This is a genomic window from Kocuria salina (assembly GCF_013368965.1).
Lineage (GTDB): Bacteria > Actinomycetota > Actinomycetes > Actinomycetales > Micrococcaceae > Kocuria > Kocuria rosea.
In genome coordinates, this window is record NZ_SSSF01000007.1 from 188,319 (window position 1) to 200,115 (window position 11,797).

Sequence of the window (11,797 nt, forward strand, 5' to 3'; positions counted from 1 at the left end):
CCTCGCGGGCGCGGCCCCGGGGCCCGCGGAGCTCGGTGAGCGGGTGGGCGGGGCGGAGCCGCTCAGCGGAGCATCGCGAGCATGATCGCCACGTAGTGCAGCACGAAGCCCAGCACCGTGAAGGCGTGGAAGACCTCGTGGAAGCTGAACACCTCGGGGAGCAGGCGCGGCCGCCGGGTGCCGTAGACCACGGCGCCGGTGATGTAGGCGATGCCGCCGGCGGCGGTCAGCGCGGCCGCCGGGGGGCTGGTCTGCCAGAACTGCGGCAGGTAGAACAGCGCCAGGCAGCCCATCACCACGTACAGCGGCGTGTACAGCCAGCGGGGCGCCAGGGTCCACAGCAGCCGGAAGAGCACCAGACCGGCGGCGCAGGACCAGATCACGACCAGCAGCAGCCGGGACTGCGGCGGGTCCAGCAGCGCGACCGCCAGCGGGGTGTAGGTGCCGGCGATCAGCAGCGCGATGTTCGAGTGGTCCATCCGGCGCAGGACCATGTGCAGCCGCCGGGGCCAGTAGGCGCGGTGGTAGATCGCCGACACGCCGAACAGCAGGATGCCCGTCACGCCGTACACGGCGCACGCGATCCGCAGCTCGGTGCTGGGCGCCAGCAGGATCGCCACGAGACCCAGGGCGACGACGACGGGCGTGAAACTCGCGTGGATCCAGCCCCGCCACGCGGGCTTGCGCTCCACGAGTCCCTCGATCCCGTGCTCGACCGCCTCCTCGACGCGGCCGGCGGCCCGGCGGGCGGCGCTGTGCGTGTGCTCCATCATGTTCCTCCCGGCGTGCTGTGCGTGAGTCCGTCCGGTCTCCCACCGGGTAGTTTAGGAGGCGTCGCCGAGAGCCGGCCGGGTCCGTGATCACCACCACGCCCGGCACCGTGGCCCCCACCACGTCCGGCCCAACCCCCGACACCGTGCGCGAGAACCCGGGAGGAAGCACAGATGCCCAAGCCACGGCCGCTCTACCGGTTCTACGAGCGCCGGCTCTCCGCCGAGCTCGACCCCCGGCGGCTGCCCAAGCACGTCGGCGTCCTCGTGGACGGCAACCGGCGGTGGGCCAAGCAGTTCGGCGCCTCGACCGCGGACGGGCACAAGGCGGGCGCGCAGAAGATCGTCGAGTTCCTCGGCTGGTGCCGGGAGCTGGACATCGAGGTGGTCACCCTCTACATCCTCTCGACCGAGAACCTCAAGCGCCCGGCCGCGGAGCTGGAACCCCTGCTCGAGATCATCTCCGACCTCATGGACACGCTCACCGAGACGGGCATCTGCCGGGTCCAGCCCGTCGGCGCCCTCGAGATGCTGCCGCCGCGGCTCGCGGCGTGCCTGGCCGACCTCACGGAGCGCACCGCGGGCAACGCCGGCCCGCACCTGAACATCGCGGTCGGCTACGGGGGCCGGCAGGAGATCGTGGACGCCGTGCGGGAGGTCCTCACCGATGCCCTCGACGCCGGCGCGGACGTCCGGGAGCTCGCGCAGAGCCTGTCCGTGGAGGACATCTCCCAGCACCTCTACACGCGCGGGCAGCCGGACCCGGACCTGCTGATCCGCACCTCGGGCGAGCAGCGGCTGTCCGGGTTCCTCATGTGGCAGTCCGCCTACAGCGAGTACTACTTCTGCGAGGCGCTGTGGCCGGACTTCCGGCGCGTCGACTTCCTGCGGGCGCTGCGCGACTACGCCTCGCGGCAGCGGCGCTTCGGCGGCTGAGCCCACCGGACCCCGCCCGTCGTCGTCCCGGACGCCGTCCCCGGGCGCGGCGCCGGGCACGCCCGGGGCGGTCGCCGGCAATTTGCGCGCCGTTCACCGTTTCTGCTCGCGCGGCGGGTCCGGTCCGCATACGTTGTCCTCAGGCGGACGGCGCTGACGCCGCCCGCCGGACCGAGGAGGAAGGGCCACCATGAGCATCTCCAAGAAGCAGGAGCGCATCACCGACATCTCCGCCCCCCTGGGCGCCGGGGTGCGCTCCTACGTGATCGACACCTCGGTGCTGCTGTCCGACCCCCGGGCGATCCTGCGCTTCGCCGAGCACCAGGTGGTGCTGCCCGTCATCGTCATCACCGAGCTGGAGGGCAAGCGGCACGACCCGGAGCTGGGCTACTTCGCCCGGCAGGCCCTGCGGCTGCTCGACGACCTGCGCGTGGAGCACGGCGGGCTCAACCGGCCCGTGCCCCTCGGGGACCAGGGCGGGAGCCTGGTGGTGGAGCTCAACCACGTCTCGGACACCGTCCTGCCGGTGAGCTTCCGGCTCAAGGACAACGACTCCCTGATCCTGGCGGTGGCGCTGAGCCTCGCCAACGAGGGCAAGGACGTGTGCATCGTCTCCAAGGACCTGCCCATGCGGGTCAAGGCCTCCGCCCTGGGCCTGGAGGCCGAGGAGTACCGGGCCGAGTGGGTCGGCTCCGACGTCGAGTGGTCCGGGACCGCGGCCCTCGAGGTCCCCGACGACGTGGTGGACCGGCTCTACGGCGGCGAGGCCGTCGTGGTCCCGGGCGCCGAGGGGCTGCCGGCCAACACGGGCCTGACCCTGCACTCCGTGCGCGGCAGCGCCCTGGCCCGGGTCCGCGCCGACGGCTCCGCCCGGGTGGTGCGCGGGGACCGGGACGTCTTCGGCGTGCACGGGCGCTCCGCCGAGCAGCGGCTCGCCATCGACCTCCTGCTGGACCCCGAGGTGGGCATCGTGTCGCTGGGCGGGCGCGCCGGCACCGGCAAGTCCGCCCTGGCCCTGTGCGCGGGCCTGGAGACGGTGATGGAGCGCCGGGAGCACCGCAAGGTCATGGTCTTCCGTCCCCTCTACGCCGTGGGCGGCCAGGAGCTCGGCTACCTGCCCGGCTCCGAGGAGGAGAAGATGAACCCGTGGGGCCAGGCGGTGTTCGACACCCTCGGGGCGCTGGTCTCGCAGGAGGTCGTCGAGGAGGTGCTCGACCGGGGCATGCTCGAGGTGCTGCCCCTGACGCACATCCGCGGCCGGTCCCTGCACGACGCCTTCGTGATCGTGGACGAGGCGCAGTCCCTCGAGAAGAACGTGCTGCTCACCGTGCTGTCCCGGATCGGGCAGAACTCCAAGGTGGTCATGACCCACGACGTCGCCCAGCGCGACAACCTCCGGGTCGGCCGCCACGACGGCGTGACCGCCGTGGTCGAGGCGCTCAAGGGCCACCCGCTCTTCGGCCACGTCACGCTGACCCGTTCGGAGCGCTCGCCGATCGCCGCCCTGGTCACGGAGGTGCTGGGCGACCTGGACAGCTGAACCGGGGGCCTCAGGGGCCGACGGGCCAGGGCAGGTGCCTGCTCACGTCCGTGAGGTCCAGGGGCACCGAGCGGAAGAGGTCGTCGATGAAGTACTCGTCCACGGCCTCGATCCGCAGGTCGTGGCCCGTGCCGGCCAGCGGGCCCTCGAGCACCTCGGAGCGGACGCAGACGGCCGTCCGCTCGTCGAGGAGCACCCGGGTGCGGGCCGGGGCGAGGGGGTGCCCCGGCGTCGTCGGGGTGTAGGCATGGCCGGGGACCACCACGGCGCCGCGCACGGGCCGCCCGTGGTGGGTGCCGGTGCCGACGTCCTCGACCGTGCAGGGCCGCCGCTCCGGCAGGTAGGGCGGCACGGGGGCGTCCCCGGCCAGCTCGACGGGGTCGAGGATGGCCTGCCAGCGGCCGCCGCCGAAGACGGGGTCCCCGTAGGCCGCCTCGGGCCGGCGCTCGACGAGCCCGGAGTCCGTGAACACCGGGGCCACCAGTTGCGGCGCGAGCAGCCACGAGGCCGAGGTCGAGGCGACGTAGAAGTCGTCGCGCGACTGCTCCCGCGTGGTGGCCGTATAGAGGGGGGTGCCGTCCAGGGCCTCGACGCGCAGGCCGTCCGGGCGGCGGACCCAGGCCCGGACGGGCCGGCGGGGCGCGGCGTCCGCGGGTCCCGGCCAGGACAGCACGAACCGCAGGGTGTCCCAGCGCCACGGGGAGGAGCGGCTGAGCGCGCAGAACTCGTCCTGGTCGGTGGGCGCAGGGACGGGGGAGCGGTGCATGACCCCAGTCTAGGGAGGGCCTCGCGCGTCCACAGGCGCCACGTCCCGGCGGGGGCCGGGGCTACGATGCCCGGTGTGGGCACCTTCCTGACCGAGCAGTTCACCCCCGGGGACGCCGCCGGGTGGGTCGCCGGGGCCCTCGCGCTGCTCGGCACCGCCGTGCTCGTGGTCGCGTGCGCGTGGCTGTGGCGCACCGACGTGCGGGAGCACCGGCTGCCCGGCCGCGTGGTGCGCCCGCTGTACCCCGTGTGCGGGGTGCTGCTGGGCGGGGCGGCGGTGGTGGCCGGCGAGCCGGTCCGGCTGCTGTGGATGCTGTGGGGCCTGGTGGTCGTGGGCGGGCTCTACGTCCTGCTCCGCATGCTCCACCCGGCCGGGATGGGCATGGGCGACGTCCGGCTCTCCGGTCTGCTCGGCATGTGCCTGGGCTTCGTCTCCGTCTGGCACGCCGTGCTGGGGGCGGCGGCCGGGTTCGTGCTCGGCGGTCTGGCGGGGGCGGTGCTCGTGGTGCTCGGCCGGGTCGACGCCCGCTCCCGGGTGGCGTTCGGTCCCGCCATGATCACCGGGGCCCTCGGGGTCCTCCTGCTGCTGTGATGCGCGCCGGCCTGCCAGAATGGGCCGGACCCCACCCCGAGACGCCGCACGAGGAGCCCGCATGCCCACCCCCGAGTTCATCCTGTCCCTGCGGGAGAAGATCGGCCACGACCTCCTGTGGCTGCCCGCCGTCACCGCCGTGGTGCTGCGCGAGGACGGCCGGGTGCTGCTGGCCCGGCGCAGCGACAACGGCAACTGGGGACTGGTGAGCGGGATCGTGGAGCCCGGCGAGGAGCCGGCGGTCACGGCGGTGCGCGAGTGCCTGGAGGAGACCGGCGTCGTCGCCGTCGTGGAGGAGCTCGTGGCGGTCAGGGCGGGGGAGCCCGTGCAGTACCCCAACGGGGACCGCTGCCAGTTCCTGGACCACACCTTCCGCTGCCGCTGGGTGTCCGGCGAGGCCCGCGTCAACGACGACGAGTCGCTCGAGGTCGGCTGGTACTCCATGGACGAGCTCCCGCCGATGCCGACCCACCAGCTCGAGCGCCTGCGGGCCGCGCGGGCGCACAGCGGCCCGCCCCGCTTCGTGGTCTGAGCCCCCGGATGCCGCGAGGGGTCGCGAACTGAGCCCGGACACAGCGAGGGGTCGCGTCCGGAGGGAATGCCGCAGCATTTCCGTCCGGACGCGACCCCTCGGTGCGCCGGGAGCGCAGGGTCAGGCGTTGGGGCCCGTCATGGTGGTGACGTCCAGCGCCCGGTCCAGCTGCTCCTCGGTGAGCTGGCCGTTCTCGACGTAGCCGAGGGCGATGGTCGCCTCGCGCACCGTCATCTTGTTCGCCACGGAGTGCTTGGCGATCTTCGCGGCGGCCTCGTAGCCGATGGCCTTGTTCAGCGGGGTCACGATGGACGGGGACGCCTCGGCGAGGAAGCGGCAGCGCTCCGTGTTCGCCTCGAGCCCGTCGATCATCTTCTCCGCCATCACGCGCGAGGAGTTCGCGAGCAGGCGGATGGACTCCAGCAGGGCCGAGGCCATGACCGGGATGCCCACGTTGAGCTCGAACGCCCCGTTGGTGGAGGACAGCGAGACGGTGGTGTCGTTGCCGATCACCTGCGCGCAGACCTGGATCGTGGACTCGCAGATCACCGGGTTGACCTTGCCGGGCATGATCGAGGAGCCGGGCTGGAGGTCGGGGATGAGGATCTCGCCGAGGCCGGTGTTGGGGCCGGAGCCCATCCAGCGCAGGTCGTTGTTGATCTTCATGTAGCTGTAGGCGACGTTGCGCAGCTGCCCGGAGGCCTCGACCAGGCCGTCCCGGTTGGCCTGGGCCTCGAAGTGGTTGCGGGCCTCGGTGATCGGCAGCCCGGTCTCCTCGGCGAGCAGCTCGATGACGCGGGCGGAGAAGCCGGCGGGGGTGTTGATGCCGGTGCCCACGGCGGTGCCGCCCAGCGGGACCTCGGCCACCCGCGGCAGCGAGGACTCGACCCGCTCGATGCCGTAGCGGACCTGCGCGGCGTAGCCGCCGAACTCCTGGCCCAGGGTCACGGGGGTGGCGTCCATGAGGTGCGTGCGCCCGGACTTCACGACGTCCTGGAACTCCGCGGCCTTCCGCTCGAGCGACTCGGCGAGCTGCGTCATGGCCGGGACCAGGTCGTTGATCAGCGCGCCCGTGACGGCGACGTGCACGGAGGTCGGGAAGACGTCGTTGGAGGACTGGGAGGCGTTGACGTGGTCGTTGGGGTGGACCTCGACGTCCGTGCCCTCGAGCGCCTGGTTGGCGAGGGTCGCCAGCACCTCGTTGGTGTTCATGTTGGAGGACGTCCCGGAGCCGGTCTGGAAGACGTCGATCGGGAAGTGCTCGTCGTACTGCCCCGTGGCGACCTTGTCCGCGGCGTCCGCGATGGCCCGGGCGCGCTCGTCGTCGAGCACCCCCAGCTCCGCGTTCGCCTTGGCGGCGGCCTTCTTGATCTGCGCCAGCGCGACGATGTGCTGGGGCTCGAGGGGCTTGCCCGAGATGGGGAAGTTCTCGACCGCACGCTGGGTCTGGGCGCGGTACAGGGCGTTCGCGGGAACGCGGACCTCGCCCATGGTGTCGTGCTCGATGCGGTACTCGGTGGTCTCTGCGGTGGTATCAGCCATGGCGCCAGTCTAGGACAGCGCCGGGTGACGCCCGGCACGGCGACCCGGGGTGACGGCCGCCGTGCCGGGCGCCCGGTTCAGCGGCCCGGCAGCCAGGTGCCGTGCCCGTGGACGAGCTCCGCCTCGCCGTCCTCGAGGTGGTAGAAGACGCCGACCACGGCGACGTCGCCGTTGGAGACCGCGTCCGCGATCACCCGGGACTGCTCCATGAGGCGGGACGCCGTCTGCTTGGTGTGCTCCACGACCGCCGCGTTGACGTCCTGGTGGCCGAGGCGCTGGGTCTCGAGCACGGAGGGCATGATCCGCTCGATGAGGTCCCGCTGGAAGCCGCGGGGCATCTGCCCGGAGCCGGCGACGCTGTGCGCGGCGGTCACGGCCCCGCACGAGTCGTGGCCGAGGACCATGATCAGCGGTGTGCCGAGGTTCGCGACCGAGTACTCGATCGAGCCGAGCACGGCGTCGTCGATGACCTGCCCGGCGGTGCGCACCACGAACGCGTCGCCCAGGCCGAGGTCGAAGATGATCTCGGCGGCCAGCCGCGAGTCCGAGCAGCCGAAGATCACGGCGAACGGGTTCTGCCCGCCGGCCACGGACTGCCGCCGGGAGGCGTCCTGGTTGGGGTGCATGGACTCGCCCGCCACGAAGCGGGCGTTGCCCTCGCGCAGGCGCTGCCAGGCGGCGGCCGGGGTGCGGGGCGAGGTGTCGTCGGGGCGGGTGTCCGGGGTCATGGCATCTCCGTGGTTCGCGGGGCAGGGGCGTCGGTGAGGTCCTCGGCGACGGCGGCGGCCAGTCGGTCCAGCTCGGCGCCGGGCGCGTCGCCCTTGAGCACCACCGTGGAGCCGTTGATCTCACCGGTGTACACGGTCAGCGCGTCCTGGTTCCGGGACTCCTCCCGGACGTGGACGTCCCACGGCACGCCGCCCACGTCGACCGTCGCGGTGGCGGGGACGGCCTCGGCCTGCTGGGCGAGCCACGTGGGATTGGCCATGGACGTCTGCACCAGGCCGATGAAGCTGCCCTGCGGGGTGGCCCAGCCGATCTCCCAGAAGGGCACCCCCTCGGCGGCGCCGCCGTTCCACCGGGCGTAGTTCGCGGTCCAGTCCTCGCCCGGCTCCGGCACCACCGGGGTGAAGGGCGCCTCGTCCGCGACGTAGGCCGCCTCCTGGGCGACGTCGACGTCGGGGCGGTACGGCTGGGCGTCGGGGCGCGGCTGGAGCCACACGAACGGCAGGACCAGCAGGAGGAGGACCGCCATGGAGATGATCATCCCCTGCACCGGGGCGTTGAGCCGCCGGGCCTGCTTCTCCGTGATCTGCGGGAGCGGCTGCTCCGGGGCCGCGGCGGCCTCAGAGCCGGCCGCGGGGTGCTCTGCCGCGGGGTGCTCGGCGGGACGGTCGGGGGTCGAGGAACTCACCCGTCCATTGTGCCCTGTCCGCCGGCCGCTGTCCGCCGCGCCGGCTCCCTCCGCCGCGGACCCGCCCGGGCGGACCAGGACGCACCCGGCCGCAATGTGGCACAGGTCGCGGTCCGCGCGGACGCGGGCGATATGCTGGGCGGGACGTGGACCGCGCCCGCGGCCGAGCCCGGCCCGGGGGTCCCGAAGAACGTGAACTCGAAGGTGAGGAACAACGTGGCCGAAGAATCCACCGGAACGATCCCCGCGCGCACCAACAACGTGGCCGACCGCAACCTGGCGATGGAGCTGGTGCGGACCACCGAGGCGGCGGCGATCGCCGGCGGCCAGTGGGTCGGCGCAGGCGACAAGAACGCCGCCGACGGGGCCGCGGTCGACGCCATGCGGTCCCTGCTCTCCACCGTGCACTTCAACGGCACCGTGGTCATCGGGGAGGGCGAGAAGGACGAGGCCCCGATGCTGTTCAACGGGGAGCAGGTGGGCGACGGCTCCGGGCCGGCCTCCGACGTCGCCGTGGACCCGATCGACGGCACCCGCCTCACCGCGCTCGGCATGAACAACGCCCTCGCCGTCATCGCGGTGGCCGACGGCGGGTCGATGTTCGACCCCTCGGCCGTCTTCTACATGGACAAGCTCGTGGTGGGCCCGGAGGCCGCGGACTTCGTGGACCTGCGCCTGCCCGTCAAGCAGAACCTGCACCTCGTGGCCCGGGCCAAGGGCGTCAACATCAACCAGCTCACCGTGTGCGTGCTGGACCGCCCGCGCCACCAGCAGCTCGTCGACGAGATCCGCGCCACCGGCGCCCGCACCCGGATGATCCTCGACGGGGACGTGGCGGGGGCGATCGCGGCCTGCCGCGAGGGCACCGGCGTGGACGTCATGATGGGCATCGGGGGCACCCCGGAGGGCATCGTCACCGCGTGCGCCGTCAAGGCCACCGGCGGCATCATCCAGGGCCGGCTCGCCCCGGTCGACGACGACGAGCGCCAGAAGGCCCTCGACGCCGGACTGGACCTGGACGCGGTGCTGACCACCGACGACCTCGTCACCTCGGACAACTGCTTCTTCTCCGCCACGGGCATCACCGACGGGGACCTGCTGCGCGGCGTGCGCTACCGCGGCCGCCGCATCACCACCCAGTCCATCGTGATGCGCTCCCGCTCCGGGACCGTGCGGATGGTCGAGGCCGAGCACCTGGCCTCCAAGTGGGAGAAGTACGCGCGCCACTGAGCCTGCCGCTGAGCCTGACACCGGGCCGGCGCCGGGCCCGGCCCGCACGGCCGTGACAGGACCCCCGCACCGACCTCCGGTGCGGGGGTCCTCCCGTCCCCGTCGCACCGTGTCCGGCCCCTCTCCCAGCCCGTCCCGGCCCTAGACTGGAGGCCGAACTGCGGGCGCCGACCGCGGTCCCCCAGCCGGGGCGGAGCGCCCGGGTGACGAGGAGGATCCCCACGTGAGCACCACGGTCAGCCCCTGTCCCAACCGCAAGACCTGGGACGCCACCGTCCGGGTGACCGGCGGGCACCCGCAGCAGCTGTGGGGCATCGGCGAGGCCCAGGTCTCCGCCGAGGGCCCCGGTCTCCGGGTCGACCGCGTCATGGTCCACGACGCCGAGCAGCGCACCGTGGGCTACGCGCAGCTCTACCTGCGCTCCGAGGCCGAGCGCGTGGTCGCCGGGACCGTGCACTGCCACGTCCACCGGCCCGAGGACCTGCCCGTGGTCGCCGCCGCCCTCGCCGACTGGGCCCGGGAGGAGCACTCGGCCGTCCTGCTGCGCTTCCAGGCCGACACCCTGCGCGCGCCCGGCACCCCGGAGGCGCTGGAGGCCGCCGGGTTCACCAGGCCCGCCGCGGGCGCCGGGCCGGAGGAGCCCCGGCGGCTGGAGGTGGTGCTCGGGGAGACCGAGTGGGACCTCTCGCGGCGGCTCTCGGAGGCCACCCTGGACCGCTGCCGCACGGCACTGCGCACCCCGGGCGTGACGGTGCGGGAGGTCACGGCGGGCAGCCGGGTCCTCGCGAACATCGGGCTGCGGACCCGGCTCATCACCCAGCTGCTGGAGGACCTGGGCGAGGACTCGCTGCTGCTCGTGGCCACCGAGGCCGCCGAGGACGGCCGCGAGGCCGCCCTGGGCTACCTGTGGTTCGTGCACACGCGCGGTCTGGCGATGATCTACCGGCTCGGCTTCACCCGCCGGGGCCGGGACCTGGGCGTGGACGACGCCCTGCTGCTGACCGGGATCGTCGAGCTGCAGAAGCGGCGCGTGCAGCGTCTCGACGGCGGCGACCCGGACGAGACGGAGGTGCCGCTCGTGGTCCGCGAGCTGGCGGCGACGGAGCGCCCGGTGCTGGGCCCCTGGGAGAAGGCCCTGGGCCGTGGCCCGGCGGGGGAGTTCTCGGAGGACGTCGCCGAGGCCGCCGCCGAGGCCTCGGGGACCGCGGTCGCCGCGGAGCTGGGCCTGGGCGAACCGGCCCCGGCGTGGTCCCCCGACCTCGGGGAGCCGGACGACGTGCCCGAGGACGACGACGGCGCGTCGCGTCCCGCGCGGGGGCGTGCCCGGCGGGCCCGGGACCTCACCCGCCGCGTGGTCGGCGAGAGCATCTCCGCCCTCCGGGACGCGGCGGGGCGCTGAGACCGGGCGCTCAGGACTCCCGGCGGCGCATCCCGGCGACGGACTCCCGGAGTCGGCCGGTCAGGCCCGGGAGGCTCTTGCGGGCCGAGACGGCGGCCTCCCGGGCGGCGCGCACACCGGTGTACGCGGCGTACCTCCCGCGGCTCAGCGGCAGGTCCCAGGTCCCGGGATAGGACTCCGGGCGGCCGCCGAAGGACTTCTTGAACTTCGTGAAGCCGTGCCACGGGTGATCCGGGCCGGCGTCCTCGGGCGCGGTGCCGAAGAGGTCGAAACGGCTCAGGCCCTTCTGCTTGGCGTCCAGGAGCATCCGCACGACCAGGGGAATCCCCGCCGAGAGCCTGCGGTGCTCGAAGTCCATCGCGGCGTGGGCATAGGTGCGGGTGTCGTCGGAGTCGTAGACGAGGGAGGCGCCGATGGGCTCCCCGTCCAGCCGGGCCACGTAGAGGGCCGCCGCGCCCACGGGCATGAGGCTGCGGGCGGCCTCGCGCAGATAGGCGTCCTGCTGCCGGGCGAAGTCCTTGCGCTCGGCCGTGGCCTCGAGGAAGCCCAGCAGTACGTCGACGTCCTCGGGGTCGGCCGAGGTCGTGAAGGTCACGCCCTTCTTGGCGATGTTGCGGTGCAGGTTGCGGTTGGTGGACTTCATGTCCTTGAGGATCGCGTCCTCGTCCTGGGTGAGGTCGATGACCTGGGTGTGCCCCGGCTGCACCTGCCGGGGGGCGGGGCGCAGCCCGCGCCGGCGCAGCGAGGCCTCGGGCGTCTCGAGCCCGTCCGTCACCGCGGCGTCGACGGGCTCCACCCGCACGAACCAGCAGCGCTCGGACCGGGCGGTGCGGGCGAGGTCGTCGAGCGCGGCCTCGAAGGCCTGCGGGGTCCGCGCCTCGGGACCGTACGGGCAGTAGAGGTAGCGGCCCGTCCGGCCGCCCTCGAGGATCGCGAGGTAGCGCCATCCGTCCCCGGAGGCCTGGAACACCTTGTGCCCCAGGTTCCGCTGGAATCCGGCCCATGCGTTCGACTGCAGTATGTTCGCCACGCCCCCACTGTACCGGGGCGTCAGGGCGCCGCCGGCGCCCCGCGGTC

Annotated in this window: 12 protein-coding genes; 6 read left to right on the forward strand and 6 right to left on the reverse strand. The window is 73.5% G+C overall.

Annotated elements, in window-relative coordinates; all coding sequences use genetic code 11:
* Nucleotides 1-62: 62 nt before the first annotated feature.
* Nucleotides 63-770, reverse strand: a complete 708-nt coding sequence (gene trhA / locus E7Z53_RS14515; RefSeq protein ID WP_035927115.1) for a PAQR family membrane homeostasis protein TrhA — start codon at nucleotides 768-770, stop codon at nucleotides 63-65.
* A 174-nt stretch (nucleotides 771-944) separates the two neighbouring features.
* Here trhA and E7Z53_RS14520 point away from each other — a divergent pair, with 174 nt between their 5' ends.
* The gene (locus E7Z53_RS14520; RefSeq protein ID WP_095650453.1) at nucleotides 945-1,706 is read left to right on the forward strand and encodes an isoprenyl transferase; all 762 of its coding nucleotides are present in this window, start codon (nucleotides 945-947) and stop codon (nucleotides 1,704-1,706) included.
* A 190-nt stretch (nucleotides 1,707-1,896) separates the two neighbouring features.
* Nucleotides 1,897-3,246 (forward strand): PhoH family protein, encoded by a 1,350-nt coding sequence (locus E7Z53_RS14525; protein WP_017832410.1) that lies wholly within the window; start codon nucleotides 1,897-1,899, stop codon nucleotides 3,244-3,246.
* Between the two features lie 10 nt (nucleotides 3,247-3,256).
* Here the strand turns inward: E7Z53_RS14525 and E7Z53_RS14530 are convergent, their stop codons facing one another.
* Nucleotides 3,257-4,012, reverse strand: a complete 756-nt coding sequence (locus E7Z53_RS14530; RefSeq protein WP_176338032.1) for a hypothetical protein — start codon at nucleotides 4,010-4,012, stop codon at nucleotides 3,257-3,259.
* A gap of 66 nt (nucleotides 4,013-4,078) precedes the next feature.
* Here E7Z53_RS14530 and E7Z53_RS14535 point away from each other — a divergent pair, with 66 nt between their 5' ends.
* Both E7Z53_RS14535 and E7Z53_RS14540 read left to right on the forward strand, forming a co-directional pair.
* Nucleotides 4,079-4,603 carry a prepilin peptidase gene (locus E7Z53_RS14535; protein ID WP_217905809.1) on the forward strand — a complete coding sequence of 175 codons (525 nt, stop codon included), beginning with the start codon at nucleotides 4,079-4,081 and terminating at the stop codon, nucleotides 4,601-4,603.
* A 61-nt stretch (nucleotides 4,604-4,664) separates the two neighbouring features.
* Nucleotides 4,665-5,135, forward strand: coding sequence for an NUDIX hydrolase (locus E7Z53_RS14540; protein WP_176338034.1), 471 nt, complete (start codon nucleotides 4,665-4,667; stop codon nucleotides 5,133-5,135).
* A gap of 120 nt (nucleotides 5,136-5,255) precedes the next feature.
* Here E7Z53_RS14540 and E7Z53_RS14545 read toward each other — a convergent pair whose 3' ends face one another.
* From E7Z53_RS14545 to E7Z53_RS14555, 3 genes are all read right to left on the reverse strand, one after another.
* On the reverse strand, nucleotides 5,256-6,677 hold the full coding sequence (locus tag E7Z53_RS14545) for a class II fumarate hydratase (protein ID WP_035927125.1): 1,422 nt from the start codon (nucleotides 6,675-6,677) through the stop codon (nucleotides 5,256-5,258).
* Between the two features lie 77 nt (nucleotides 6,678-6,754).
* On the reverse strand, nucleotides 6,755-7,405 hold the full coding sequence (locus E7Z53_RS14550) for a carbonic anhydrase (RefSeq protein ID WP_176338035.1): 651 nt from the start codon (nucleotides 7,403-7,405) through the stop codon (nucleotides 6,755-6,757).
* Complete coding sequence (locus E7Z53_RS14555) at nucleotides 7,402-8,091, reverse strand: DUF4245 domain-containing protein (protein WP_176338036.1); 690 nt, start codon at nucleotides 8,089-8,091, stop codon at nucleotides 7,402-7,404. Before E7Z53_RS14555 ends, E7Z53_RS14550 begins: the two co-directional genes overlap by 4 nt.
* 282 nt (nucleotides 8,092-8,373) lie before the next feature.
* On the opposite strand from E7Z53_RS14555, the gene glpX reads away from it, so the two are divergent.
* Together glpX and E7Z53_RS14565 are read left to right on the forward strand one after the other, a co-directional pair.
* A complete protein-coding gene (glpX, locus tag E7Z53_RS14560) occupies nucleotides 8,374-9,321 on the forward strand; it encodes a class II fructose-bisphosphatase (protein WP_109222828.1) in 948 nt (315 codons plus the stop codon).
* A gap of 223 nt (nucleotides 9,322-9,544) precedes the next feature.
* Nucleotides 9,545-10,720: a hypothetical protein gene (locus E7Z53_RS14565; protein WP_176338037.1), complete on the forward strand. Its 1,176-nt coding sequence runs from the start codon at nucleotides 9,545-9,547 to the stop codon at nucleotides 10,718-10,720.
* A 10-nt stretch (nucleotides 10,721-10,730) separates the two neighbouring features.
* Here E7Z53_RS14565 and E7Z53_RS14570 read toward each other — a convergent pair whose 3' ends face one another.
* Entirely contained in the window at nucleotides 10,731-11,750 is a 1,020-nt protein-coding gene (locus E7Z53_RS14570; RefSeq protein WP_176338038.1) for a lipid II:glycine glycyltransferase FemX, read from the reverse strand.
* Nucleotides 11,751-11,797 lie beyond the last annotated feature (47 nt).